At 73.0% G+C, this 24,368-nt stretch carries 26 protein-coding genes; 23 read left to right on the forward strand and 3 right to left on the reverse strand.

Going from position 1 to position 24,368, the window contains the following annotated elements; all coding sequences use genetic code 11:
* The 5 genes from GGQ55_RS17575 to GGQ55_RS17595 all read left to right on the forward strand — a co-directional run bounded on the left by GGQ55_RS17575 (nucleotide 1) and on the right by GGQ55_RS17595 (nucleotide 5,286).
* Entirely contained in the window at nucleotides 1–327 is a 327-nt protein-coding gene (locus GGQ55_RS17575; RefSeq protein WP_179718894.1) for a nucleoside triphosphate pyrophosphohydrolase family protein, read from the forward strand.
* Nucleotides 324–1,802 (forward strand): glycoside hydrolase family 43 protein, encoded by a 1,479-nt coding sequence (locus GGQ55_RS17580; RefSeq protein ID WP_179718896.1) that lies wholly within the window; start codon nucleotides 324–326, stop codon nucleotides 1,800–1,802. Before GGQ55_RS17575 ends, GGQ55_RS17580 begins: the two co-directional genes overlap by 4 nt.
* Nucleotides 1,803–1,963: 161 nt before the next feature.
* Nucleotides 1,964–3,205: an FAD-dependent monooxygenase gene (locus GGQ55_RS17585; protein WP_179718898.1), complete on the forward strand. Its 1,242-nt coding sequence runs from the start codon at nucleotides 1,964–1,966 to the stop codon at nucleotides 3,203–3,205.
* A 114-nt stretch (nucleotides 3,206–3,319) separates the two neighbouring features.
* Nucleotides 3,320–4,744: a GH39 family glycosyl hydrolase gene (locus GGQ55_RS17590; protein ID WP_179718900.1), complete on the forward strand. Its 1,425-nt coding sequence runs from the start codon at nucleotides 3,320–3,322 to the stop codon at nucleotides 4,742–4,744.
* Between the two features lie 341 nt (nucleotides 4,745–5,085).
* Nucleotides 5,086–5,286, forward strand: coding sequence for a hypothetical protein (locus tag GGQ55_RS17595; RefSeq protein WP_179718902.1), 201 nt, complete (start codon nucleotides 5,086–5,088; stop codon nucleotides 5,284–5,286).
* 111 nt (nucleotides 5,287–5,397) lie between these two features.
* Here the strand turns inward: GGQ55_RS17595 and GGQ55_RS17600 are convergent, their stop codons facing one another.
* Complete coding sequence (locus GGQ55_RS17600; RefSeq protein ID WP_246323832.1) at nucleotides 5,398–6,573, reverse strand: site-specific integrase; 1,176 nt, start codon at nucleotides 6,571–6,573, stop codon at nucleotides 5,398–5,400.
* A gap of 275 nt (nucleotides 6,574–6,848) precedes the next feature.
* Nucleotides 6,849–8,117, reverse strand: a complete 1,269-nt coding sequence (locus GGQ55_RS17605; protein ID WP_179718906.1) for a PP2C family protein-serine/threonine phosphatase — start codon at nucleotides 8,115–8,117, stop codon at nucleotides 6,849–6,851.
* 564 nt (nucleotides 8,118–8,681) lie between these two features.
* Between GGQ55_RS17605 and GGQ55_RS17610 the strand changes: the two genes are divergently transcribed.
* The 15 genes from GGQ55_RS17610 (at nucleotide 8,682) to GGQ55_RS17680 (ending at nucleotide 21,012) form a co-directional block, all read left to right on the forward strand.
* Nucleotides 8,682–9,233, forward strand: a complete 552-nt coding sequence (locus GGQ55_RS17610) for a hypothetical protein (protein WP_179718908.1) — start codon at nucleotides 8,682–8,684, stop codon at nucleotides 9,231–9,233.
* A gap of 134 nt (nucleotides 9,234–9,367) precedes the next feature.
* Nucleotides 9,368–10,024: a methyltransferase domain-containing protein gene (locus tag GGQ55_RS17615; RefSeq protein WP_179718910.1), complete on the forward strand. Its 657-nt coding sequence runs from the start codon at nucleotides 9,368–9,370 to the stop codon at nucleotides 10,022–10,024.
* A gap of 3 nt (nucleotides 10,025–10,027) precedes the next feature.
* Entirely contained in the window at nucleotides 10,028–11,089 is a 1,062-nt protein-coding gene (locus GGQ55_RS17620; RefSeq protein ID WP_179718913.1) for an NAD-dependent epimerase/dehydratase family protein, read from the forward strand.
* Nucleotides 11,086–12,456, forward strand: coding sequence for a hypothetical protein (locus GGQ55_RS17625; RefSeq protein ID WP_179718915.1), 1,371 nt, complete (start codon nucleotides 11,086–11,088; stop codon nucleotides 12,454–12,456). The genes GGQ55_RS17620 and GGQ55_RS17625 overlap by 4 nt, the downstream gene beginning before the upstream one ends.
* Nucleotides 12,457–12,512: 56 nt before the next feature.
* Entirely contained in the window at nucleotides 12,513–13,160 is a 648-nt protein-coding gene (locus GGQ55_RS17630; RefSeq protein ID WP_179718917.1) for a glycosyltransferase family 2 protein, read from the forward strand.
* Nucleotides 13,157–13,822, forward strand: coding sequence for a TIGR04282 family arsenosugar biosynthesis glycosyltransferase (locus tag GGQ55_RS17635; protein ID WP_179718919.1), 666 nt, complete (start codon nucleotides 13,157–13,159; stop codon nucleotides 13,820–13,822). Before GGQ55_RS17630 ends, GGQ55_RS17635 begins: the two co-directional genes overlap by 4 nt.
* A complete protein-coding gene (locus tag GGQ55_RS17640) occupies nucleotides 13,819–15,030 on the forward strand; it encodes a molybdopterin-dependent oxidoreductase (RefSeq protein ID WP_179718921.1) in 1,212 nt (403 codons plus the stop codon). The genes GGQ55_RS17635 and GGQ55_RS17640 overlap by 4 nt, the downstream gene beginning before the upstream one ends.
* Entirely contained in the window at nucleotides 15,027–15,485 is a 459-nt protein-coding gene (locus tag GGQ55_RS17645; protein WP_179718923.1) for a hypothetical protein, read from the forward strand. The genes GGQ55_RS17640 and GGQ55_RS17645 overlap by 4 nt, the downstream gene beginning before the upstream one ends.
* A 105-nt stretch (nucleotides 15,486–15,590) precedes the next feature.
* On the forward strand, nucleotides 15,591–16,283 hold the full coding sequence (locus tag GGQ55_RS17650; RefSeq protein WP_179718925.1) for a hypothetical protein: 693 nt from the start codon (nucleotides 15,591–15,593) through the stop codon (nucleotides 16,281–16,283).
* Between the two features lie 111 nt (nucleotides 16,284–16,394).
* Entirely contained in the window at nucleotides 16,395–17,276 is an 882-nt protein-coding gene (locus tag GGQ55_RS17655) for an LLM class flavin-dependent oxidoreductase (RefSeq protein WP_179718927.1), read from the forward strand.
* Between the two features lie 529 nt (nucleotides 17,277–17,805).
* The gene (locus GGQ55_RS17660) at nucleotides 17,806–18,114 is read left to right on the forward strand and encodes a TraR/DksA family transcriptional regulator (protein ID WP_179718929.1); all 309 of its coding nucleotides are present in this window, start codon (nucleotides 17,806–17,808) and stop codon (nucleotides 18,112–18,114) included.
* A 1-nt stretch (nucleotide 18,115) separates the two neighbouring features.
* Complete coding sequence (locus GGQ55_RS17665; RefSeq protein ID WP_218859323.1) at nucleotides 18,116–19,348, forward strand: NAD(P)/FAD-dependent oxidoreductase; 1,233 nt, start codon at nucleotides 18,116–18,118, stop codon at nucleotides 19,346–19,348.
* Between the two features lie 51 nt (nucleotides 19,349–19,399).
* The gene (locus GGQ55_RS17670; protein WP_366489599.1) at nucleotides 19,400–20,554 is read left to right on the forward strand and encodes a PucR family transcriptional regulator; all 1,155 of its coding nucleotides are present in this window, start codon (nucleotides 19,400–19,402) and stop codon (nucleotides 20,552–20,554) included.
* A 123-nt stretch (nucleotides 20,555–20,677) separates the two neighbouring features.
* Entirely contained in the window at nucleotides 20,678–20,842 is a 165-nt protein-coding gene (locus GGQ55_RS17675) for a hypothetical protein (protein ID WP_179718933.1), read from the forward strand.
* Entirely contained in the window at nucleotides 20,839–21,012 is a 174-nt protein-coding gene (locus GGQ55_RS17680) for a hypothetical protein (RefSeq protein ID WP_179718935.1), read from the forward strand. Before GGQ55_RS17675 ends, GGQ55_RS17680 begins: the two co-directional genes overlap by 4 nt.
* Here GGQ55_RS17680 and GGQ55_RS17685 read toward each other — a convergent pair.
* Entirely contained in the window at nucleotides 20,991–21,860 is an 870-nt protein-coding gene (locus tag GGQ55_RS17685; RefSeq protein WP_179718937.1) for a GNAT family N-acetyltransferase, read from the reverse strand. The genes GGQ55_RS17680 and GGQ55_RS17685 overlap by 22 nt on opposite strands.
* A 110-nt stretch (nucleotides 21,861–21,970) precedes the next feature.
* Between GGQ55_RS17685 and GGQ55_RS28525 the strand changes: the two genes are divergently transcribed.
* Genes GGQ55_RS28525 through GGQ55_RS17700 form a run of 3 tightly spaced genes read left to right on the forward strand, consistent with a single transcriptional unit; the run spans nucleotide 21,971 to nucleotide 24,351 of the window.
* Nucleotides 21,971–22,468 carry an HU family DNA-binding protein gene (locus tag GGQ55_RS28525; protein WP_179718939.1) on the forward strand — a complete coding sequence of 166 codons (498 nt, stop codon included), beginning with the start codon at nucleotides 21,971–21,973 and terminating at the stop codon, nucleotides 22,466–22,468.
* Nucleotides 22,469–23,197, forward strand: a complete 729-nt coding sequence (locus GGQ55_RS17695; RefSeq protein ID WP_179718941.1) for an HpcH/HpaI aldolase family protein — start codon at nucleotides 22,469–22,471, stop codon at nucleotides 23,195–23,197. It abuts the gene before it with no gap.
* Nucleotides 23,198–23,205: 8 nt separating this feature from the next.
* Nucleotides 23,206–24,351, forward strand: coding sequence for a DUF3500 domain-containing protein (locus tag GGQ55_RS17700; RefSeq protein ID WP_218859324.1), 1,146 nt, complete (start codon nucleotides 23,206–23,208; stop codon nucleotides 24,349–24,351).
* Nucleotides 24,352–24,368 lie beyond the last annotated feature (17 nt).

A 24,368-nucleotide genomic window follows, 5' to 3' on the forward strand; every position in this document is an offset into this window, starting at 1 on the left:
ATGCCTGATGACGATCTCGACCAGCTGCGCCGCGTCTACGACGAACTCGTAGATCTGCAGGGCTGGGCCCGGTTCCGCACGCCCCGCAACATGGCCCTGGCGCTGACCGGGCGCGTTGGTGCCGTGGCCACCCATCTGCAGTTCGCCGGAGAGGGCGAGCCGACGGCGGAGCCGGCTGCTCCGGAGCTGCGCGCCGAACTCGCGGACTGCCTGGTGTACCTCGTGGCCCTCACCGACGCTCTCGGCTTCGACGTGGCCGAGGAAGCTGTGGTGCGGCTCCGCGCGGCAGTCGAGGACAGCCGGCCGGGGGCGGAGGTGCCGGCATGACGGCGCAGCGGCCCGTCGTCCCCGGGTTCTTCCCCGACCCCAGCATCTGCCGCGTCGACGACGCCTACTACCTGGCCTGCTCGAGCTTTGAGTACGCGCCGGGACTGCCGGTCTTCCGCTCGACGGACCTGCGCTCGTGGGAGCAGATCGGCAACGCGCTCGACCGGCCGTCCCAGCTGTCGGTGGCAGGGGCGGTCTCGTCCGGTGGCATCTTCGCGCCCACGCTGCGGCACCACGCCGGCCGGTTCTGGTTGATCACCACCAACATGTCCGATCCGCAAGGCCACCTGCTGGTCACCGCCGACGATCCGGCCGGCCCGTGGTCCGAGCCGGTCTTCTTCCCGGAGGCCCCCGGCATCGACCCCGATCTCTCGTGGGACGAGGACGGCAGCTGCTACCTGACCTGGGCGGGCTTCGCCGACGGGCAGCCGCTGGGCGTCGTCCAGGCGGTCGTCGACCCGACGACCGGAGCCGTCCTGTCCGAGCCACGGCAGCTGTGGCAGGGGACGGGTGGGAAGTTCCCGGAGGGCCCGCACATCTACCGGATCGGCGACCTCTGGTATCAGCTGATTGCCGAGGGGGGCACCGAGCGCGGGCATGCGGTGACCATCGCCCGCGGACCGTCGCCCTCCGGTCCGTTCGAGCCCTGCCCCTGGAATCCGGTCCTGACCACCCGGGGGACCGACTCCCCGGTGCAGAACGCCGGCCACGCCGACCTCGTCCAGCGGCCCGACGGCTCGTGGGCGCTGGTCTACCACGGCGTCCGCGTCCGCGGGTCCAGCCCCCAGTGGCACGTGCTCGGTCGGGAGACGTTCGCCGCGGACGTGACCTGGGAGGACGGCTGGCCCCGGGTGACGGAGCCGATCGAGCCACCGCCGGTCGGGTTGGTCAGCGAGTCCCTGTCCGGACCGGAGCTCCCGCCGAGCTGGGTCTCGCCGGGACGCTTCCCCGGCGAGGTGCTGCACCCCGCGGAGGGCGGCCGGCGTCTCACGGCCGACGACGCGGCGGAGCCGGTCTTCGTCGGCCGCCGGCAGCAGCACCTGCACGCCGGCGTCCGGGCGGACGTCCGCGTGGAGGACGGCGCGGGCGGCCTCGAGCTCCGCATCGACCCGCGACACGCCCTGCGTCTGGAGGCCGACGGAGAGCGGGTCCGGGCGGTGGTCCGGATCGGATCGATCACGTCGGTCCTGGGGGAGGCGGCCACCGGACCGGACGTGACTCTGGAACTGCGCGCCGAGCCGTCGACCGGCCACGTGTGGAGCACCGAGTCCGGCCCGGACGACCTGGTGGCCGGCGTCGTCACAGCAGGCAGGCTCGTCGAGCTCGGGCGTCTCGACGGCCGGTATCTCTCCACCGAGGTGGCCGGGGGGATGACCGGACGCGTCCTCGGCGTCTGGTGCAGTGCCGGCGAGGTGCTACTCCGGTCCTTCGAGTACACCGGCGCCGACGACCCGTCGGAACTACGCCGATCGTGAGAGGTCCATGCCTGCGCGTGTCCGACCGTCTCAGGTCTTGGCGCGGCCGGTGAGCGCCCCGCCGCATCTGCGGGTCGAGCACCTCGACAACCCGCTCGGCGCCGCGACCGCCCGCCGCGCCTGTCTCGCCTTCCCCACCCACATTCACCCGGAGGTTCCTGATGTCTGACACCGATCTCGACCAACTGCGCCGCGTCCACGACGAACTCGACATGACAAGTCTTCGGAATGCGCCGGGGACGGGGAAGCGGCTGAAGATCCTGGTGGTCGGGGCCGGCGTCGGCGGTCTGAGCGCTGCGATCGCGCTGACGCAGATCGGAGCCCAGGTCGATGTCATCGAGATCAAGCCGGACAACAGCGTGCCGGGAGTCGGTTTCGGCCTGCGGCTCAACGGCATGCGCGCTGTTCGCGAGCTCGGACTTCTGGAGCAGTGCAAGGCGTTCGGGACCAAGCCGTCGGGGTTGACGTACTACGACAACCGCGGCCAGCACCTAAGCACACTGAGCTACGGCCCCGATGACGGTGACGTCCCGAGCATCCTCGTCATGTCGCGAATCGGTTACCTGGACGTCGCCACCGCCCGGGCGCAGGAACTGGGATGCGACATCCGGATGGGAACGACCGTGGCGAGCCTGGAGCAGAAGCCGGACACCGTCGCGGTCACCTTCAGCAACGGGGACAGTGCGGAATACGACCTCGTCGTCGGCTTCGACGGGATCAATTCACAGATCCGCCACGAGTACTTCGGCGCCCGGTACGACCCCACCCCGGCCGGAGGCGTGGCGTGGCGATGTCCTCTGCCGCTCGCGGACGGCCTGACCGACACCACCTTCCTCCAGGGCCACGGGGGCAAGATCGTCTTCTCTCCGCTGTCGAGCGACATGATGTACATGGTGCTGACCGTCGCCGAGGAGGGCCGCCCGCGCTACGACCCGGCCGAGATGCCCCGGATCATGTATGACCGCGCCCGCGCGCTCATGGGGGACTCGGAGTTCATGGCCGAATCCATCGTGCAGGTCCTGCAGTCGACCAGTGTCGCCTACACGCCGTACTCGACGGTGTGGGTGCCCTACCCCTGGTTCCGCGGCCGGGTGATGATCGGGGGCGACGCAGCGCACACCATGCCGCCGTACCTCGGCTCGGGCGCTGCCATGGCCATCGAGGACGGCGTCGTCCTCGCCCAGGAACTGGCCAAGGACCACTCCCTGCTCGACGCCCAGCTGATGTTCATGGCACGACGCCTTCCCCGCGCGAGAGCGGTGCACGAGCGGTCGATCGAGTCGATGCTCGAGGAATTCGACTCGGTCACACCCGAGGCCTTCCAACGGCGACTGCAGTTCTTGCGCGACCTGGAGCCGATCGCGAACGAGTACTCCAACCGACTCCTGGCCCTGCCCTACTGACCCCAGTCGGCGGCCAACACGTCCCTCTGCCCGCGGCGCACCAACGGGACGCATGTCGACATCACGCGCGAGACGAAAGGATCGATCATGCCGGAGTTGCAAGCAGAGCCACACGTGCGCGTGCTGGAGATCGACGCGGGTGACGCCCGTGACTTCAGGTCGCACAAGGGGCTGGGTGGGATCCCCGGCCCCCTTCCCGAGCACCCCGATTTTCCCGACATGACCCCGTTGTGGCGGGAGGCCGGCGTGACGCTGGTGCGGTCCTACGACTGGATCTCGCGGCTCGACACGAGGAACAACCCGGCGAGCCTCTTCCCCGACTGGGACGCCGATCCGACCGACCCGGCCAGCTACAACTTCGCGGCGACCGACCAGTGGGTCCAGGCGGTGCACTCCATCGGCGCCGACGTCCTGTTCACCTTCGCGAGCGCCATCCCCGCCAACAAGCTTCCGGCGCTGGACGTGGACAAGTACGGCGTGGTCGTCGAGCACGTCGTGCGCCACTACGCCCGCGGCTGGGCCGATGGCCCGGCCAGGCCCATCCGGATGTACGAGTTCGGCGACCAGCCGGACCTGGGACCGCTGCACTTCGAGGGTCCGGCCGATGACTTCTTCGCCATGTACGAGGCCTTCTGCGCGGCCGTCAAGCGGGTCGACGACACCCTGGTGGTCGGGGGCCCGTCGCTGGCCTTCCCGCTCAACCCCGACGCCGACTACCGCGAGGGCTTCCTCTCGTTCGTGCGGGAACGACGACTGCCGCTGGACTTCTTCTCGTTCCTGTGGTTCGTGGACCCCACGCGGGATCCTCTGGACTTCCGGTTCGTCGCCGGGGAGATGCGCGCGCTGCTGGACAGCTACGGCTTCGATGACACCGAGCTGATGCTGTCCTACTGGAACTACCTGGCGATCCCCAGCAACGACGCCCCGTCACCGGAGAAGGCGGCGTTCCAGGCCGCCGCCGCGATCTACCTGCAGGACACGCCCGTGCACCACGCCCTCTTCTTCCGGGCGGACAGCGGCCGGGACCCTCACTACGGCTTCGTCGACCCGGCTGCCATCTACAACCGGGAGGGCTCGCCCGACGAGCGCGCCATGGCGTTCTCCTTCATCGGGCAGGCCATGACCGGTCAGCGACTCGCCGTCACCGGCGGGGACGAGGCCGGCTTCGCCTGTCTCGCCAGCCGCGACGGCGACCGCGCGCGCATCCTCATCGCCAACTTCGTGGCACCGGAGTCAGCGCTCACGGCGAGGAACAGCGACGAGTTCCGGTTCCGCATCCCGATCGGCCCCAAGCACATCGAGCTCAGCTACCGCCTCCCACCGCAGCGCGACGGACTGGCATCGGCCGGCGTCGAGTCCGCGCAGGTACGGCTGACCAACCTCCCGTGGAAGGGGCGGGCCGTGTCGATCAGCCAGCGATCGCTACGCGGCGAACTCGGAGCAACCCGGGAAGAGCTCGTAACCGATTCCGGCTCCCTCGACCTGGATGTCGAGATCGAGCCGCAATCCGTGGTGCTCGTCGAACTCGCCGCTCAGTAACGCCAGGCTGCTCGTGCCGCTGCGGCGCTTACTCGGGGTGCAGGTCCGGCGTCTCTGGCCGGGGGGAGGGAGCGCGATAGCCACTGACGGCACCGTCGACAGCAGTCGGTCAGCTCCTGGTTGATGGATCGTTCGGCGGGCCGATGTGCGGACGAGTGCCCAGCTCCGGGCGGCTCTGATCCAGCCGCATGAGCAATTTCCCTTGCATGGCATGGGGCGGCCTTGATCGGCCAAGCAGCCGTTGCCATGGTTGGCCCTCTGCGCGATTCGGGCAGAGGGCCAACTGCTGGCTTCCTACGGCTCACGCTGGCACCGACCTGACCGACAAGACCCGCGGCGTCATGAGCGATGACAAGGCCTACGTACTGCGCACAGGACTCCCACAGCACGACTTCGGCCTGCCTTCTCTTGATCAGGTTCTTGGCGAGAAGTCGGCGATTGGTGCTGACCGCCGCGCTGCAGACGACGAACTGTTGCGCTTCGTCGACGAGGAGGATTTCGTTGTGGTTGCCCGGTGGCAAGCCGGCGCGGATCACCGATGACATGGCCGACCGGTGCTGCGAACGTGGTCCATGGATTACTCCTCTCCAGTCATACGACGGTGCGGCCACGTGGGACTGTCCCGGTCCTGGTGACCGGGGTTGCGGAGGCTCTCATTTGGAGACGCCGTCTCTGACGGTGCCTGTGCTGTTGAGCGACTCGGTGTCGGCCAGTGCTTCGAGAACCGTGGCGGCGCCGGTCGCGGCGATCTTGCGGCCGAAGTAGACGTCGGTGGTCATGGACGTGTTGGCGTGGCCGAGCTGGTCGGCGGCGGCGCGGGAGGACAGACCGGCCTGGTCCATGAGGGTGGCGACGGTCTTGCGGAAGACATGGGAGGTGACCCAGTCGAAGCCGGCGGCGGCAAACGCATCTCGTAGGTCGGCCTGGGTGTTGGACGGGTCGCGCCAGCCGCCAAGCGGTGCAGGAAACACCGGACGAGCTCCTCTGCCGCCGGTCGTGCCTCCGGAGCGGCGCGCTCGGTCGCGGAGCATGTCGGTGCACCAGCGGGGGAGGATCAGGGTGCGGCGGCCGGCGTCGGTTTTGGTCGACTTGATCGCCAGCCCTTCGCCACGCACGCGCACCGCGGCGGCTGTCACCTCGACCAGCCCGCCCTCGAGGTCGACGGCGCTCCAGGTCAGGCCGCAGGCTTCGCCGATGCGCAGGCCGGTGGCCATCAGGAAGGCGACCAGCTCGGGTAGGTCGCGTGCTATGGCTTTCTCGTCGTAGGTGAGCGCGGCGCGCAGCTGCCGGAGCTCGGCCAGCGTCAGCGCGCGGGGGGCGGTCTTCGGCCGGCCGTTGATGCGGCCGAGGTCCTTGACGGGGTTGTGGGGGAGGGCGTCGTGGCGGGCAGCCAGCGCGCACATGCCCGACAGCACGGACCGGCACATCCGGGCGGTGGCGATCCCGTGGTGGTCGGCGATGTCGCGCAGGTGCCGGTCGAGGATCCCCACGGACAGTTCGCGGATGCGGAGCTGGCCGAGACGGGGCAGGAGCTGGCGGTCCAGCCGGTCGCGGTAGGCCTGCAGTGTGATGGGGGACAGGTTGTCCAGGCCCGCGTACCAGGCCTCGCCCAGCAACAGCACGCGACTGTCTGCGGTGAGCTCGCCGCCCGACTTGCCGGGTGCCCGGTCGCGCAGGGCGAGTTTGAGCGCGCGCTCGGCCGCGATCCTGCTGGCGGCGTTGCGTTCCACGGCCCGCACGTGCCCGTCGTAGTCGCGGACGAGCACGCGGGCGCGAAAGCCGGTGCTGGTCTTGTAGATGCGAATGGCGCCGGCGGTGCCCAGGGCCATCGGTGGGCGTCCCATGCCGGCGCACCCTAGCCCCCATTTATCCCCCACCAATCAAGAGTCCACAGGGGTCAGAAAGGGGCAACACCGGACAGGGCTGGAGGGAAACTGGAGGAAGTCTGCAGGTCAGGTGCGTACACAAGGTGCAGCAACGTGATGCCAGTCGAATGGAGCCGATCAATCGCAGGGTTATTGGTTCGAGTCCAATCGGGGGAGCACAACCGCAGGTCAGCGGCTTGCCCCTCGGTCCAGTGACCGGGCCCCGGGCGCACCGCGGATCAGTCGAGCACGGTCCCGGTCGGGACCGCTTCGGGGATCCCGCGCGCCAGCTCGTCGTCCCGGGGTGGGCTCTTCCACTCGACCATGAGCAGCGAGGCGTCGTCGCTGGTCCGGCCGCCGCGCCCCCTCAGGAGCGCGTGCGAGAGAAGCCGCACGGTCTCGGCAGGGTGCAGCGCGAGCAGCGAGGCGTCCTCGACGAACTGCTGCAGCCGCTGCTCTCCGAACTGGCCGCCGTCGTCGAGCCGTTCCTCGACCACGCCGTCGGTGAAGAACAGCACACGGTCCCCGGGCTCCAGTTGCGTCGAGTGCACACGGGGTTCGGCATGGCCGAACCCGACCGGCCGGGTGATCGGTCCACCCAGCTCACCGAGTACGAGGCCGTTGCGGATGAGCAACCCGCTGGGGTGGCCGGCGTTGATCCACGAAAGCCGTCCGGTGACGGTGTCGAGCTGTCCGATCAACGCGGTGGCGAACCGTCCCGGGAACGAGGCGGCCATGACGTCGTCCATCTGCCGGTACATGTCCGGCAGTGCCTGGTCGGAGAGCCGACCGTGCCGGTAGGCGGCGATCAGCAGGCTGGCCATGCTGGCCGCCTCGATGCCGTGGCCCATCGCGTCGAAGACCGCCAGGTGCAGCGTGTGCTCGTCCAGGGCGTAGTCGAAGCTGTCGCCGCCGACCTCGTAGGCCGGTTCCAAGGCTCCGGCCAGCGCGATGTCGGGCGTGGTCATGACCAGCGGCGGCAGCGTCTGCCACTGCAGGTGGGCCGACAGGCTCATGGGCTTGGTCATGCGGGCGCGCGCGAAGGTGTCCGTGTAGCCGGACTTGGTGACCACCAGGTCCGCGGTGAGGCCGGCGATGCGCTGGGCGAGCCGCCGATCGTTGTCGTCCACCTCGGGAAGGGTCAGGGCCAGCACGCCGACACGGTCCGAGCCGTCGAGCATCGGCACGAACAGCCGCACCGTGCCGTCCGCCTGGGGCACCTCGCACCGCTGGTCGGTGCGGAACGCGTCGCCGGCCGGGCTGCCGTCGATCGGTTCGGGCCGTCCGACCAGCCCCGGCCCTTGCAGCGGACGCAGCATCGCGTGCTCGAAGTCCTGCAGGTAGACGGCGACGTCGCGGCCGCCCATCTCGGCGACCTCCTGGGCGACGAGCGGACCGACCAGGCGCGGAGGCATGAGGTGCGCCCGGTCGAGCAGAGATCCCAGCAGCCGTTCGCCGAGGCTCTCGCCCCGGGTCCGCCCGCCGGGGTCGGCGAACCCGACACCCATCAGTGCATCCGCTTCGTCCTGCGTCATACCCGCCCAACCGGTCAGCCCGCGCCGATCGCGGCGGGTCGACTCTTCCCGAGGGTTGCGGTGAGAGCAAGGGGCCGAGACCAGCGCGAGACGTTCGGCTGCCTGGACGCCGGCGCACGGGTCGGCGGGTGTCGCCGTGCCTTGGGCGTTACGACTCCAGATGGTGCGCTTAGTTGGCGGAAGAAACGGTTTGGGCGGGCATAGCTTTCCCCCGCCGCTTGCGGCCGGATGAGGATCGGCCGGGGCGCTGCCTTGGGGGGCCTCGTGAGAAGAAGTCGGGTCGTCGTGATCACCGCCGGCGCTGTTGCGCTGCTCGGAGCTGCGGGAACAGCGTCCGCGCTGTCACCGAGTCCGGTGGACAGCTCGGGGGTGATCCACGGCTGCTGGACCAGCGCCGCGGTGAGGGGGAGCCACGTCGTCGTCCTGCAGGATGCAGGGACGTCATGCCCCCGAGGGACGACGGCGATCCAGTGGAACCAGACAGGTCCCCGCGGAGCGCAGGGTTCTCAGGGGTCTCCGGGCAAGGACGGAGCCTCCGTGCTCAACGGATCGGGCGCTCCGGCGAACTCCGTCGGGCACGACGGCGACTTCTACATCGACACGGCGACCACCACGCTGTACGGGCCGAAGGCGAACGGCGTGTGGCCGACGCCGGGGACGAGCCTCGTCGGTCCCCAGGGCGCGGCGGGCAGCTCCGGCGCGCAGCCCTTCTCCGTCATCGGAACGCCCGCTGCCGAAGGTGACCGGATCTTCAACGGCGGCCAGGCCGAGGTGGAGGCCTTCTGCGGATCCGCGCCGGAGATGAGGGTCGCAAACAGGCCCGGGGCGACCGGCATCGTCGTCCGAGGGTTCGTCGCGCCCACCTCCGGGAGCCAGGCCTACTTCGACAACGGCTCCGACGCCCTGGATCCGCTGTCGACCGGATCCGTGAGCTTCCAGGGCACGACCACGTTCGGGCAGCAGGCCGGGCTCACGACCGGGAATCTGCTCGTGACGCAGGGCAGCACGACGTTCACCGTCACGTTCGCGCTCTCGGGCGACAACAGCGGGTCGTGCGTGGTCACCGCTCAGGTCACACCCACGAGCTGACCTCATCACCGACGACCGGACGGGCGTGAACCGGAACCACCCGAGCGTGCGAAGGCTGGGTGACGCTGTCGCAGGAGCCTTCGAGACCGGGGGGCCGGCGCCCTGGTCGATCGGAGAGGGTTCTGAGCACCCAGATGCACGACCTCTACGCCGCTGCGCTGCGCTCGATGCGCCGGCCCGGCGGTGTCCGGCACTGGTATTCCCGGTGGGAGGACGGCGAGCGATCCTCGCTGGGAGCGCAGCTGCACCGGTGGTGCGGGCCTGCGGATCCGACCGACCTCGCCCTGCTCCGCCGCAGCCACGGCATGGTCCTGGACGTCGGCTGCGGGCCGGGTCGGCTGGTGACCGAGCTGACCAGGCAACGCCGTCAGACGGCGGGCGTCGACACCTCGGCAGCAGCCGTCGCGCTGGCTCGGCGGACCAGCGCCGCCGTCTTCCACCGCTCGGTCTTCGATCCGCTGCCGGGGGAGGGGCGGTGGGACACGGTGCTGCTCGCCGACGGCAACGTCGGGATCGGTGGTGATCCGGTTGCGCTCCTGGCCCGGTGCCGGGAGCTGATCGATCCCCGCGGCACGATCCTGGCCGAGCTGCGCACCGGGGCGACGGGCCTGCGCACGGGGCTGCTCCGCCTCGAGAGCGACACGCAGAACGGGGGCTGGTTCCCCTGGGCGGACCTGGGCCCGGACGCGATCGACGGGGCGGCTCGCGCGGCGGGTCTGCACGTCGACGACGCGTGGCAGCACCACGGTCGCTCGTTCGCCGCCCTGTCCCTCGTCCGTGGCAGGGGCTGAGCGGTGCGAGTGCTCGTCACCGGTGGCTGTGGCTTCATCGGTTCGCACGTCGTCGAGGAGTTCCTGGACGCGGGCATCGAGGTGCGTGTGCTCGACGCGCTGCTGCCCGCGGTCCATCCACCCGGTTCTCCGCCACCGCCGGTTCCGCATGGCGTCGAGATGGTGGTGGGCGATGTGCGGGACGCCGGCGTCGTGCGGCGCGCGCTCGACGGGGTCAACGTGGTCTGCCACCAGGCGGCCATGGTCGGCCTCGGCATCGACATCGGTGACATGCCCGACTACGCCGGCATCAACGGCGTCGGTACCGCGGTGCTGCTCTCCGGGATGGCCTCCGCGGGTGTCGGACGCCTGGTCCTCGCCGGCTCGATGGTCGTCTACGGGGAGGGCCGCTACCGCTGCCCCGAGCACGGCCCGGTGCGGGCGGCGGCGCGACGGCGCGCCGATCTGGACGCCGGCCGTTTCGAGCCTCCCTGTCCGCTGTGCGGCCGCCAACTGGCCTGGGAGCGGGTGACCGAGGACGACGTCCCCGACCCGCGCAACACCTACGCGGTCACCAAGCTGGCGCAGGAACAGCTGGCCGGGGTCTGGGCTGCCTCGACCGGTGGCAGTGCCGTGGCGCTGCGCTACCACAACGTCTACGGACCGCGGATGCCGCGCGACACCCCGTACTCCGGCGTGGCGGCGCTGTTCCGGAGCGCCCTGGAGGCCGGTCGGGCGCCACGGGTGTTCGAGGACGGCGCTCAGCAGCGGGACTTCGTGCACGTCCGAGACGTCGCGACCGCCAACCGGACGGCGCTGACCCGGGGCGGCGCCGATCACTGCCTGCGGGCCTACAACGTGGCGTCGGGCACCCCGCGCTCGGTGGGCGACATGGCCCGCGCTCTCGCCGATGCCTTCGGCGGTCCGGCGCCGCAGGTCACCGGCGAGTACCGGGTGGGCGACGTCCGGCACGTGGTCGCCAGTCCGGAGCGTGCGGCCGAGGAGCTGGGCTTCCGGGCAGGAACGGCCTTCGAGGACGGCGTCCGCTCGTTCGCCACCGCGCCGCTGCGTGGCGCAGTGGCATGAGCACCCCGCAGCTGGAGACCTCGCCCGTCCGAGCCGAGACGGCGCCGCAGGAACGGGGCCGGCGGCCCGTGCTGCTGGTCGCTGCCGTCGCGGTGTTCGTCGCCGCGGTGTGGTTCACCGGCCGGCACCTCACGCGCACCGGCACGAACCTGAGCCTCGCCGGCGGCTACCTGCTCGTCGGCCGGTTCGCCGTGGTGCTGACCCCCCGCGTGCTGCTGCCGCTCGGGGTGGCCACGGCGATCGTCGTCTGGGGGCCGGCGCTGGCTGCGCGGCTGCGGTGGCAGCCCCTGCTCGTGATCGCCGCGGCGGGCAGCGCCCTCTGGGCGGTGACCCTCGCACTGAGCAGCGGCTGGGATCGGCTCGTCGCGCCGCTGCTCAGCCGCCACGACTACCTGCACGACGTGCCGCGGGTGCGTGGTCTCGGCACCCTGCTGTCCACGTTCGTCGACCACGTGCCGGTCACCGCCGCTGACCACTGGACGACGCACGTGGCCGGCCATCCGCCGGGGGCACTGCTGACCTTCGTGCTGCTCGACCGGATCGGGCTGAGCGGTCCGGGCTGGGCGGCCGCGCTGTGCATCGCCGGCGGCTCGCTCGCCGTGGCAGCCGTGCTCATCACCGTGCGTGCCGTGGCGGACGAGACGGCGGCGCGCACGGTCGCCCCGTTCGCCGTGCTCGTGCCGGCCGCGGTGTGGATCGCCACCAGCGCGGACGCGTTCTTCGCCGGGGTCAGCGCCTGCGGCGTCGCGGCACTCGCGACGGCCGCCCGGCGCCGGCGGGGCCCTGCTGCTGATGTGCGGGCGCTGGCAGGCGGTCTGCTGCTCGGCGGCAGCCTCTTCCTGTCCTTCGGCCTGGTCGCGGCCGGGCTGATCGCGCTGACCGTCGTCGTCGTTCAGCGGCGACGGATCGGCTGGGTCGCGGTGCTCCGCGTGCTGGCGATCGCCGGGATCGGCGTGACCGTGGTGTTCGCGGTCTTCCGCCTGGGCGGCTACGACTGGTTCAGCGCTCTGCCGGTGGACGCGCAACGGGTGCGGGACGGCGCGGCGTATGCAGGCAGACCGGGCGAGTACTTCCTGTTCGCCGACGTCGCCGCCGGTGCCGTCGCCGCCGGCCCGGCCGTGGTCGCCGGGCTGGCCGGCCTGCGCCGGGGAGCGCTGCGCTGGCTCCCGCTGGCCGCGCTGGGCGCGATGGCGGTCAGCGTCAGCTCCGGGCTGGTGCTCGGGGAGACCGAGCGGATCTGGCTGCCGTTCGTCGTCTGGCTGCTCCCGGCGACCGCGACCATCCCGGACAGCCGGCGCCAGCCCTGGCTGGTCGCGGCCGCCGTGGTCGGGCTGCTGGTCGAGATCACGGTGCGCACACCGTGGTGAACCGGCACAGGGCAGCGGCGCGAACACACCCAGTGCCCGCCCCCGAGAGAATCCACGTGGACGTCGTCCTACCGTGCCTGGACGAGGCCGCGTCCCTGCCGTGGGTGCTGTCCCGGCTGCCCGACGGGTACCGCGCGATCGTCGCCGACAACGGCTCGACCGACGGATCGGCCGAGGTGGCCGCCGCGCACGGCGCACTGGTCGTGCCGGTGCCTCAGCGCGGCTTCGGCGCCGCCGCGCACGCAGGACTCGAGGCGGCGACCGCCGACGTCGTGTGCTTCTGCGACGCCGACGGGTCGATGGATCCCGCCCAGCTCCCGCGCGTGGCCGACCCCGTGCTCGCCGGGAACGACGACCTGGTCCTCGGCCGGCGCCGACCGGTCCGCGGCGCATGGCCCGTGCACGCGCGACTGGGCAACGCCGTCCTCGCCCGCAGGCTCCGTCGCAGCACCGGCCTGTCGCTGCGGGACCTGGGCCCGATGCGAGCCGCCTCCCGCACTGAGCTACTCGGCCTGGGTCTCACCGACCGGAGGTTCGGCTACCCGCTGGAGATGGTGACGAGGGCGGCCGCCGCAGGCTGGCGGATACGCGAGGTCGACGTCGACTACGGGCTGCGCACCCCCGGGAGCCGGTCGAAGGTGACCGGCACGCTGCGCGGGACCGTGCGCACGGTGCGCGACATGCGGTCGGTCCTCGCCCGATGAGCCCGAGGCAGATCCTGGTGATCACGAAGGCGCCGGTGCCCGGCCGCAGCAAGACCCGCCTGGCCCCACCCTGCAGCCCCGAGCAGGCGGCAGCGATCGCCGCCGCCGCCGTCGGTGACACGCTCGACGTCGTTCGGTCCGTGCCGGACGCTCGCGTCGTCGTCGCGCTGGACGGCGATCCGGGCCTGCTCGACCTGAGCGGCTGCGTCGTCGTCCCGCAGGCCCAGGGAGACCTGGGCACCCGGCTGGCCGCCGCCTTCTCCGCCGCCCTGCCCGGCGGGCCGCTCCCCACCCTGCTGATCGGGATGGACACCCCGCAGGTCTCACCGGCCCTGCTCGACCGCTGCCTCGAGCACTTGGCGACCGCCGGACCCGGGGCGGCGGCACTCGGCCCGTCGACCGACGGCGGTTGGTGGGCACTCGGCCTGCACTCGGCCGAGCCGGCGCAGGTGCTGCCCCGGGTGCCGATGTCGCGGGCGGACACCGGCTCGCGCACCCGCGCGGCGCTCGAGGACGCCGGGCTGACCGTCACCGACCTGCCCACCCTCACCGACATCGACGAGTTCCCCCAGGCGCTGGCAGTCGCGGCGCGCTGCCCGCCGACCAGCCGCATCGCGAGAACCGTGAGCGGGATCGTCGACGAGCTGGAGCGGGCCGCGTGAGCGCCCGGCTGGACCGGTTGCTCGGTGCCCGCCTCCCTGGTCCTCCGGACGGGCTGCGCCGCGGGCCGTTCCGCGCGGGTGCCTTCCCCAGCCCCTTGCACTCGGAGCGGCGCGCGGCGCGGGTCGGTGTCTGGCTCGGCATCGCGTTCGCGGTCTGCTTCGTCACCGGCCTGACCAGCCACCTCATCCAGCATCCACCGGGCTGGTTCTGGTGGCCGGCCTCGCCGAGCTGGCTCTACCGGCTCACCCAGGGGGTGCACGTCGCGACGGGCCTCGCGGCGATCCCGCTGTTCCTGGTCAAGCTGTGGACCGTCTACCCCAAGCTGTTCGAATGGCCACCGGCCGGCACCCCGGCCCGGCTGATCAGCCGGCTCTCGATCCTCGTCCTGGTCGGCGCCGGGGCCATGCAGCTGCTCACCGGGCTGATCAACATCGCCGAGTGGTATCCCTTCGGCTTCTTCTTCACGACCGCGCACTACTGGACGGGCTGGATCGCGATCGGGGCGGTCGCCGTGCACGTCGGTGCGAAGGCACCGCAGATCCGCCGGGGACTGGCCCGTCGCGGTGCAGCGCCGTCGCTCCCGGTCCGCTCGGACGACGCCGCTCCCGACGACGGGGTCCCCACGGTGGGCCGGCGCGCCTTCGTGCTCGCCGCGGGGCTCGGTGTCGGAGCCGTCACCCTCGCGACGGTGGGTCAGACGCTGTCCCCGCTGGCGAGCGTCTCGCTGCTCTCACCCCGGGTTCCCGGGATCGGGCCGCAGGGCCTGCCGGTGCGGCAGACCGCCCGCAGGGCCAGGGTCACCGACGTCGGACCGGACTACCGGCTGCTGGTCGACGGCCCGACGCCGCTGCAGCTGACGCTCGACGACCTGGGCCGGCTTCCGCAGCGCACCGTCCGGCTGCCGATCACCTGCGTCGAGGGCTGGAGCGCAGAGGCCGGCTGGACCGGCGTCCGGCTCATGGATGTCCTGGCGGCCGCCGGCCTCCCGGCCGGCACCCCGGTCGTCGTCGAGTCGCTGCAGCAAGGCGGTCTCTACCGGACGTCGACCGTGGCCGCCCCGCACGTGCGCAGTCCGCTGACGCTGCTCGCCACCCGGCTGAACGGAGAGGTCCTGGCCGCCGACCACGGCTACCCCGTCCGGCTGATCGCGCCGAACCGACCCGGCGTGCTGCAGACCAAATGGGTGCACCGGGTGCGACCGGCATGAGCGAACCCACGTCGACGTCGCGCCCGCCCACGCCGGCACGGGGCCCGTGGTGGCGCTGGCTGTTCGTGGTCCCTGGGCTGGCCGCCGTCGGCTACGGCGCGGTCGGGCTGCTGACCGCCGGGAACAGCGTGCCGCTGTCCGCCTGGGCCACCTGGTTCATCGGGAGCGCCCTGCTCCACGACCTCGTCATCGCGCCGATCTGGATCGGCCTGGGCTGGCTGACCACCAGGTTCCTGCCTGCGGCGGCCCGCCCCCCGTTGGTCGTCGGGGGCGCCGTCACCGGGGTGCTCACCCTCGTGGCCCTGCCCTTCGTGTTCGCGCCGGGCCGCGACCCGGCGAACCCGTCCTTCCTGCCCCGCGACTACGGGCGCAACCTGCTGCTGATCGACGCCGCGATCCTGGTCGTCACGGCCCTCTGGGCCGTCGCGGCGAGCCGCCGGAGCCCCGCCACGTGATCGATGCCGCTCCGGTACATCCGGATCGCGGGTCGGCTGCGAACCCCCAGTGGTAGATGACGCCAAATCTTGTTGACGTCAATCAATTTCCGAAGGGGTAACTCGATGAGCCGCACCACCCTCCTGGCCAAGGGCACGATCGCCACCGCGATCGCCGCGAGCGCCGTGTTCGGACTCGGCGCCTGCAGCAGCGATTCCGGCACCTCGGCGGCCGCGTCCACGACCAGCAGCAGCTCCGGACACACGGCTCCGGAGCCGACCGCGACCGTGGCGGCCGTCCCCGGCGGCACCACCTCGGTGGCCCTGGACCAGGGTTTCGTCGCGGCGCTGACCCAGCTCGGCCTGACGCCCGGCACGGTCGGCAACGCCGCGCTCGACGGCACCACGGTGACCTTCCCGATCACCGGCGGCACCGTGACGCTCTACGACAAGACGACCGGCTACCGGCCCTACGTGCAGGGCGTGCTGCTGCACGAGGGCAGCGGGCTGTCCCTCGCGGCCGGCGGCACCACGGTCCAGCTGACCAACTTCACCGTCGACCCCGGCAACCCGGCCCGGGTCTTCGGCGACGTGACCGTCAACGGTCAGCTGGCCGCGCCGAGCGCCCCGATCTTCGATCTCAACGGCAGCACGCTCGAGCCGATCACGATGAACTCCGACGGTTCCGCGGTGCTCTCCGGTACCACCGTCACCATCTCGCCGGAGGCCGCCCAGCTGCTCGACCAGACCTTCAGCACCGATGCCGTCAAGGGTGGCCTGGTCGTCGGCATCTCCACCATCACCGTCCAGACCAAGTGATCCCCGCCGCCTGAGCGCGGCACAGGCACGAAGCGGCCCCTGCCCGGCGAGTCCGGGCAGGGGCCGGTCCTCGTCGCAGTGAGGGCGGGGGTTCCTGAGAGGCTGACCGGCATGCGCGTGGGGATCGTCCTGCTGCCCGAGCTGGACTGGGCGGAGGACCGGCAGCGGTGGCAGCGGGCCGAGGAGCACGGATTCGACCACGCGTGGACCTTCGACCACCTCGCGTGGCGGTCCCTGGCCGGCGGGCCCTGGCACGCCACGATCCCCACCCTCGTCGCGGCGGCCCTGGCGACGACGCGGATCCGGCTGGGCACCCTGGTGACCTCCCCGAACTTCCGCCACCCGGTGCCGCTGGCCAAGGACCTGATGACCCTGGACGTCATCTCCGACGGCCGGCTCTCCGTCGCGCTGGGAGCCGGCGGCCCGGGATTCGACGCCGCCGTCCTCGGTGGCCCCGCGCTGACGCCCGCGCAGCGGTTCGACCGGTTCGCCGAGTTCCGCGAGCTCCTCGACCTCCTGCTGAGCCAGCAGCGGACGACGTGGTCGGGCGCGTACTTCCAGGCCGTCGACGCCCGCATGATCCCCGGCCCCCGTCAACAGCCGCGGCCGCCGCTGCTGATCGCGGCGAACGGTCCCCGGGCGATGCGGCTCGCCGCATCATCGGCGCGCCGGCCCGGCGACGGGTGGGTGACCCTGGGGCCCGCCGAGGCGACCACGGAGGCGGAGTGGTGGACCGGCGTCGCGGCCACCGGGGCGCGGATGGACGACCTCCTCGCCGGCGTAGGAGGTGCACCCGACGGGTTCGTCCGGCTGCTCGACGCGGAGTCGTTCCGGGTGACCGGCGCCGACCACGCCCGCCATCTGCTGGGTCGCTCCGCGGAACTGGGTTACACCGACGTGGTGATCTCCTGGCCGCGCTCTTCCGAGCCCTTCGCGGGCAGCGAGGCGGTGCTCGACGCCGTCGCGGAGGTCCTCGCCGAACGGGCGTCGTGAGGCGCGCCGTCCTCGTAGCGCGACAGCAGCCAACCTCCTAGGGGGATCAGCAGGACGACGAATCCGGCGAGCGGCGCACCGACCGCGGCGAACATGATCGCCACGCCGACCGCGCCGACCGCGAGCGCGCGAAGACCCTCCCGATCGGTGTGCACGATCCACCTCCTCGGTTCCGATCGTGCGTGCGCGGCCACGCCCCGACCAGGGCCGGCGTCGGCCATCCCGGACCGGCAGTGCTTGCCGAGCACCGGCAAGGAGCGGGCCGGTTGCCGGGCGTCGGCAACGGAGAGGGCTCCCGGTTCACCGGCGGCCGCCCTGTTCGCGCCGCCGGTAGGACGGGATGGTCGGGTTCCGGCGTCGGGGACGCAGTCGCAGAGGGGGTGATCGGGATGACCAGCAGGGCGTCGCTGCACCGCAGTCAGGACCGGTCGCCCCCGGGAGTGCGCTGACCCCGTCGTCCCAGCTCACGTCCCCAGGCGCGTCCCACCGATCGGTGGGCGCGCCTTCTCGTTGTCCGAAGGAGAGCGCCATGTCCGTCACCCTCAGCTCGCCGGCGTGGGAGTCGTTCCGGGTCCTGCTCGAGGAGCAGCGCGCCGACTGCCTCCGGCAGCGCGAGCTCGCCCTGGCCGAGGCGGCCACCTCGGTGCCCGATCCGGTCGCCCAGAGCCGCGCCGCCTCCCTGGCGCTGACGATCGACGAGATCGACGCGGCGCTGCACCGGATCGCCGGGGGCACGTACGGGTCCTGCGTGCACTGCGGGGGCGCGATCCCCGTCGAGCGGCTGAAGTTCCGGCCGTTCGCAGCCGGCTGCGTGACCTGCCAGTCCTCGGTGCGCTGACGTGGACGTCGCCGTGATCGGGGCCGGCATGGTCGGCCTGTCCACCGCCTGGTTCCTGCAGGAGGCCGGCGCCCAGGTCACCGTCTACGACCGCGACCGGGTCGCCGCCGGCGCCTCCTGGGGCAACGCCGGCTGGCTGACCCCCGCGCTGACCGCGCCCCTGCCCGAGCCGGCGGTGCTGCGCTACGGGCTGCGTGCGGTGCTCAGCCCGCGCTCGCCGGTGTACCTGCCGCCGAGTGGCGACCGCACCCTGGCCCGCTTCCTCGCCGGCTTCGTCCGGCACAGCACCGCCCGGGCGTGGCGGCGCGGCATGGCCGCCTTGGTGCCGCTCAACCAGCGCGCACTGGAGGCGTTCGACGTCCTGGCCGCCGGCGGGGTGATGGCCCCCACCCACCGGGCCGAACCGTTCCTCGCCTGCTTCGCCACCGCACGAGACGCCCAGCGGCTGTGCGCGGAGCTGGAGCAGATCCGCGACGCGGGGCAGAAGACCGGCTTCTCGCCGCTGCTCGGCTGGCGGGTACGGGCGATGGAGCCGGTGCTGACCGACCGGGTGGACGCCGCAGTGGAGATCCACGGGCAGCGCTACCTGCACCCGCCGGAGTTCGTTCCCAGCCTCGCCTTCGCGGTGCAGGCCCGTGGCGGAGTCGTCGTCCAGGGCGCCGACGTGGCGCACCTGCAGCACCGCACGGGCGGGATCACCGTCGTCACGGCGGCGGGTGAGCGGCTGCAGCACGACGCGGTCGTCGTGGCCACCGGCGCCGACCTCGGCCGGCTGGCGGCGCCCTTCGGGGTGCGGTTCCCGGTGCAGGCCGGCCGCGGTTACAGCTTCAGCGTGCCCGTGGAGCGGATGCCGCGCGGGCCGCTGTACTTCCCGACCCAGCGAGTGGCGCTCACGCCGCTGGGGGAGCGGCTGCGCGTGGCCGGGATGATGGAGTTCCGCCGTCCCGGCGACCCTCTGGACCCGCGCCGCGTGGCGGCGATCGTCGACGCCGTCCGCCCCTTCCTGACCGGGGTCGACCTCGACGAGCGGCGCAACGAGTGGGTCGGCTCGCGGCCCTGCACCCCCGACGGGCTGCCGCTGCTGGGGGCGACCGCGTCGCCGCGGGTGTTCGTCGCCGGCGGGCACGGCATGTGGGGCATCGCGCTGGGCCCGGTCACCGGCCAGCTGGTGTCCCAGGCCGTGCTCAAGGGGGAGACCCCGCCGGAGCTCGCGCCGTTCGACCCGTTGCGCTGACCCGGCACGATGTCCTTGCCGATCGTCGGCAAAGGCCAGGAGGTGGAGCGCGTGGACGACTGGCTGGCCTCGGTCGGGGCGGCGGCGGCCGCCGACGTCACGGCGCCGGAGGAGCTGCTCGGGGAGTACCTGCCGCTGCTGGCCGACGCGGCCATCAACGGCCGCCGTCCCGACTCGTTCGAGCTCGACGCGGTGCGCGAGCTCGGCCGGCGCGCCGCCGCCGAAGGCGTCACCGCGCGCCGCGCGGTCGACCTCTACCTGTCCGCGGCGTGGCGGCTGTGGCGGCAGCTGCCGGTCGTGGAGCGCTCGTCCGATCCGGAGAAGGTCCGCCGGGCCGCCGAGGCGGTGCTCCGGGTGCTCGACGACGCCATCAGCGTGCTGGTCGCCGGCCACCAGGCGGAGCGCCGCGCGATGATCCGCCAGGAGGAGACGCTGCGGGTCGAGTTCGTCGACGACCTGCTGCGCGGGGACGCCGACGTCTCCCGGATGGTGGTGCGGGCCGAGCCGTTCGGCATCGATCTGGGCAAGCCGCACCAGGTCGCGCTGGTCGCCCCGCTCGACGAGGACGGCGCGGCCGACCGGGTGGCGATCGCGCTGGAGCGGGCGGTGGTCGAGCGGTTCGGCGACCGCGAGGTGCTGGTGGCGACCAAGGACGGGCGGGTGGTCGTCGTCGCCCCCGGCGGGTCCGTCGCACCCGAGGTGGGGACGGCGATCCAGCAGGACCTGCGCCGGCGAGAGCTCCCCGGCCGGTGGCGCGTGGCTGCCGGACGCGCGTTCCCCGGCGCCTACGGTGTGGCCCGCTCCTACGAGGAGGCCCTGGAGGCGCTGACCTTCGCCGACCGGCTGGGCCTGGACGCCGACGTGGTGCACGCCCGCGACCTGCTCGTCTACCGGGTGCTCGGCCGCGACCAGGCGGCCCTCGTCGACCTGGTCCGCGACGTGCTGACCCCGCTGGACCGGGTGCGCGGCGGTGCGGACGTGCTGCTGGAGACCCTCCGCGAGTACTTCGCCGCCGGCGAGGTCGCGACCGAGGCCGCCCGCCGGCTGCACGTGTCGGTCCGGACGGTCACCTACCGGCTGGCCCGGGTCGCGCAGCTGACCGGCCACAGCGTCGCGCAGCCCGACCAGCGGTTCGCGCTGCACGCGGCGGTGCTCGGTGCACGGCTGCTCGAGTGGCCCGGGAGGGCGCTGCCCGCCGAGCAGTGAGCGGCGGGCTTGCCGGTCGTCGGCAACCGGGGCGGGTTCGAGTCGTCCGGCCGCGGCCGTGGTCCGTCCCGATGTCCGAGGGCACGCTGGAGGCACCAGCACTCGAAGAGAACAGGAGAACGCGTGCCTCTCACCCTCGTCAGGCCGCCGGAGTCCGAACTCGCCCGGGTCGCGGTCCTGGAACGACGGGTCGTCCCCGACGCGCCCCGGCGGCGGACGGCCGACGACATCGTCGAGGAGTGGGGGCTGCAGTCCTTCCCGGCCAGCGACCCGCCGGCCAACTGGTGAGCGGCCTGTCCGTCGCGGCCCTGGTGCTCACCGCGGTCCTGGTCCTGGTCGGCCTCGTCCTGCTGGGCCGGTCGCTGCGCCGCGAGGACGCCACCGGTGATCTCGCCGGCCTGATGGCGCTGATCGCCGCCGGAGGCCCCGCCTCCGTCTACGGCGCCGCGTCCGGCTGACGCCCCGGCGCGTCCCGGCGTCGGTCGCGTCTCTCGGGGAGTCGCCGGAACCCCGCGGACTCGTACGTGGCGATTCCGCCGACGTTGGCACTCGGTGTGCAGACGGTCGCGCTCGACGAGCCCAGGTCGCGGAGCGCGGCGGCCGCGGCCAGGCAGATCGCCCGGCCGTGGCCCCGCCCGCGGCGGTCCCGGTGCACACCCATCGGCTCGAGCAACCCGGGTCGTCCCGGGCCGGCCGACCAGACGGTCACCGCCGCCACCGCGTCGCCGTCGTCGTGGGCGACCAGGCAGCGCGCCTCGGCGTACGCCGGTCCGCCCGCCATCGCGTGCCAGGACCCGTCGGTGAACGTCGAGCGGTCGAACGCGGCCCGGTGGACGGCGGCCCGCACCTCCGCCTGCTCAGGCCCGACCACCTCGATCCGGACCCCCGGCTCCTCGACCGGCTCGGTGAGCTCGAGGCGCAGCGGCGTCCACACCTCGTCGCTCGACCAGCCCTCCTCGGCCAGCCGCTCGTCGACCAGTGCGCCCGTCGGCGCCTCGACCGAGGCCGGCCCCGGCGGGAGGACGGCGCCCAGGTCGGTGATCAGCTGCCGGGCCAGCTCCGGGTCCCGCTGGAGCCCCGGCGCGATCCCCAGGCGCAGCAGCGTCGGACCGTCGAGCAGCCCGACGGCGACGAGCTCGCCGCCCCGGCTCCAGGTCCGCACCGCCGCGGCCGTCGCCTCGGCACCGAACCGCCAGAACCAGCCCAGGTCGCCCGGGTGCAGCTGGAACGGTGCGGCGTCGTCCTGCCACTGCCGCAGCGCGCCCACCGCCCGACCGAGGCCCTCGACCCCTGGCTCGCTGACCATGCACCGATCAGACACCAGGCGCTCGTGAAGTGCCTGCTCAGCGGCCGTCCCGCTAGGTTTGGCCCACCGTGCGCAGAGCGGCGCACCCTCCCACGGCAGGAGATCACCCGGTGAACAAGACCGACCTGGTGTCGCGGTTGACCGACCGGTTCGACGGCGACCGCAAGGCGGCGATCGCCGCCGTCAACGGTGTGCTCGAGGAGATCCAGCAGGGCCTCGCGCGCGGGGAGCGGGTGATCCTCGCCGGGTTCGGCACCTTCGACCGGCGGGAGCGCGGGCCGCGCACGGGTCGCAACCCGGCCACCGGCGAGACCATCCAGATCGGCGCCACGGTGGCGCCGGTGTTCCGGGCCGGTGCGGGTCTCCGGCAGGTGGTCACCCAGGCGGCCGGGACGGCGGTGGGGACCGCGCGCACCGCCGTGGCGGAGGTGGCCTCGGTCGCCCAGGCCGTCCCAGCGGCGGTGGCGAGTGCCGTTGCCCCCTCCGACGGCAAGGCGGCGAAGCCGGCCAAGGCGGCCAAGCCGGCGAAGGCGTCGGCGAAGAAGGCCAAGGCCGACGCCGCCAAGGCCCCCAAGAAGGCGGCCGCGAAGAGCGGCAAGAAGAAGTAGATGGCGGGCCCCGACGTCGACCTGCGTCAGCGGTGGGCCGCCGGGCAGGCCTGTCACGGCGTGTGGAGCTCGCTGCCCGGTGCGGTGACCGGCGAGGTGCTGGCCCGGACCGGGGTGGACTTCGTCGTCGTCGACCTGCAGCACGGCGCGGTCGCGGAGGCCGAGCTGCCGGGCGTCGCGGCGGCGATCGGCTCCGCCGACGCCGTGCCGCTGGTCCGGACCCGCAGCCCGTTCTTCGCCGACGTCGGCCGCCCGCTCGACCTGGGTGCCCGGGGCGTGATCGTGCCCAACGTGCGCGATGCCGAGCACGCCCGCGAGGTGGTCGCCGCCTGCCGGTACGCCCCGGACGGCGGCCGGTCGATCGGGCGGCTCTCGGGCGGCGCCGACCAGCCGCTGGTGATCGTCATGGTCGAGTCGGCGACCGCGCTCGCCGATCTCGACGCCGTCCTCGCCGTGGAGGGGATCGACGGCGTGTACGTCGGTCCGGGCGACCTCTCCCTGTCCTTGGGCCTGACCGGTGCCGACCGCCGGGCCGAGCTGCGCGAGGTCCTGTCCTCGATCATCGCCCGGGCCCGTGCCGCCGGGGTGCCGGTCGGCGTGCACGCCTACAGCGGGACCGACGCAGGCGGGTACGCCGCCGAGGGGGCGACGATCGTGACGGTCGCCGCCGACGCCGTGGCGCTGGGCGAGGCCGTGCGGGACCACCTCGGCGTCGCGCGCGGGCACTAGATTGCCCCATGGCCGTCGCCGTGGACCCCGGAGCGCGGGCGGTGGCGCGGCGGATGGCCGAGGCGGCCGGCTCCTGGTTGGACAGCCTCGAGCCGGGGCAGCGGACGGTCGCGGTCGGCGCGGGGCCCGACGACGACGACGCCGAGCGCCGGCGCTGGTTCTACACGCCGACCGACCACGGCGGCCTGACCTTCCACGAGCAGCGGCCGGCCCAGCAGCGGGCCGCCATGCGGCTGGTCTCCACCGGCCTGTCCGCGGCCGCCTACGTCACGGTCGCGACGATCATCGGCCTGGAGAACGTGCTCGATCAGGTCGAGGGCTTCCTCGCCCGGTTCGACCGGGAACGCGGTCGTGACCCGGGCCTGTACTACCTGCGCGTGTTCGGCGAACCCGGCGGGAGCGCGCCGTGGGGCTGGCGGTTCGGCGGCCACCACGTCTCGCTGAACAACCTCGTGGTCGGCGGCGCGGTGGTCGCCACGACCCCGTGCTTCCTCGGCGCCGACCCGGCCACGTCGCCGCTGCTGGGCGGGGCGGTCAACCGGCCGCTGGGCCGGGTCGAGGACCTCGCGCGCGACCTCGTCCGGTCGCTGCCGCCGGAGCTGGCCGACCGCGCGGTGCTGCTGCCGGCCCCGCCGTCCGACCTCGTCACCGCCAACCGCACGACGGTCGCGCCGGGGAACCGGGTGGTCCCGCTGGCCGGGATCTGGCGGGGCGCCTTCGCCGACCCGGTCGAGTGGGCCAAGCTGCGGGCCGCCAGCGACGCCATCGACGCGGCCGCGGGCTACCGCGACGAGGACCACGCGGTGCTGGAGTACACGGCGGCGCCCAAGGGGGTCGCCGCCGCCGAGCTGGACGCCGAGCAGCGGGGCATGCTGCGGGCGCTGCTCGGCACCTACCTCGGCCGGGTCCCCGACGAGGTGTCGGTGCTCTCCCGCTACGACGACGACGCCGCCCTCGACGCGGTGCACGTCGCCTGGGCCGGGTCGACCGAGCCCGGGGCGCCGAACTACTACCGGCTGCAGGGGCCGCGCCTGCTTCTCGAGTGGGACAACACCCAGCGCGGGGCGAACCACGCGCACTCCGTGTGGCGCGATCCGGGTGCCGACTTCGGCCTCGACGTCCTGGCCCGGCACCGGGCGGAGATGCACGCCTGACCAGGATCTTCGTCGGG

It is taken from the genome of Petropleomorpha daqingensis, from assembly GCF_013408985.1.
In the GTDB taxonomy this organism is placed as follows: Bacteria; Actinomycetota; Actinomycetes; order Mycobacteriales; family Geodermatophilaceae; genus Petropleomorpha; species Petropleomorpha daqingensis.

Excerpts from the sequence above, each read along its gene's own strand:
- GGQ55_RS17575 (WP_179718894.1), top strand. The coding sequence starts at position 1 with ATGCCTGATGACGATCTCGACCAGCTGCGCCGCGTCTACGACGAACTC.
- GGQ55_RS17580 (WP_179718896.1), top strand. The coding sequence starts at position 324 with ATGACGGCGCAGCGGCCCGTCGTCCCCGGGTTCTTCCCCGACCCCAGC.
- GGQ55_RS17585 (WP_179718898.1), top strand. The coding sequence starts at position 1,964 with ATGTCTGACACCGATCTCGACCAACTGCGCCGCGTCCACGACGAACTC.
- GGQ55_RS17595 (WP_179718902.1), top strand. The coding sequence starts at position 5,086 with ATGAGCGATGACAAGGCCTACGTACTGCGCACAGGACTCCCACAGCAC.
- GGQ55_RS17600 (WP_246323832.1), bottom strand. The coding sequence starts at position 6,573 with ATGGCCCTGGGCACCGCCGGCGCCATTCGCATCTACAAGACCAGCACC.
- GGQ55_RS17605 (WP_179718906.1), bottom strand. The coding sequence starts at position 8,117 with ATGGGTGTCGGGTTCGCCGACCCCGGCGGGCGGACCCGGGGCGAGAGC.
- GGQ55_RS17615 (WP_179718910.1), top strand. The coding sequence starts at position 9,368 with ATGCACGACCTCTACGCCGCTGCGCTGCGCTCGATGCGCCGGCCCGGC.
- GGQ55_RS17625 (WP_179718915.1), top strand. The coding sequence starts at position 11,086 with ATGAGCACCCCGCAGCTGGAGACCTCGCCCGTCCGAGCCGAGACGGCG.
- GGQ55_RS17635 (WP_179718919.1), top strand. The coding sequence starts at position 13,157 with ATGAGCCCGAGGCAGATCCTGGTGATCACGAAGGCGCCGGTGCCCGGC.
- GGQ55_RS17645 (WP_179718923.1), top strand. The coding sequence starts at position 15,027 with ATGAGCGAACCCACGTCGACGTCGCGCCCGCCCACGCCGGCACGGGGC.
- GGQ55_RS17650 (WP_179718925.1), top strand. The coding sequence starts at position 15,591 with ATGAGCCGCACCACCCTCCTGGCCAAGGGCACGATCGCCACCGCGATC.
- GGQ55_RS17655 (WP_179718927.1), top strand. The coding sequence starts at position 16,395 with ATGCGCGTGGGGATCGTCCTGCTGCCCGAGCTGGACTGGGCGGAGGAC.
- GGQ55_RS17660 (WP_179718929.1), top strand. The coding sequence starts at position 17,806 with ATGTCCGTCACCCTCAGCTCGCCGGCGTGGGAGTCGTTCCGGGTCCTG.
- GGQ55_RS17685 (WP_179718937.1), bottom strand. The coding sequence starts at position 21,860 with ATGGTCAGCGAGCCAGGGGTCGAGGGCCTCGGTCGGGCGGTGGGCGCG.
- GGQ55_RS17695 (WP_179718941.1), top strand. The coding sequence starts at position 22,469 with ATGGCGGGCCCCGACGTCGACCTGCGTCAGCGGTGGGCCGCCGGGCAG.
- GGQ55_RS17700 (WP_218859324.1), top strand. The coding sequence starts at position 23,206 with ATGGCCGTCGCCGTGGACCCCGGAGCGCGGGCGGTGGCGCGGCGGATG.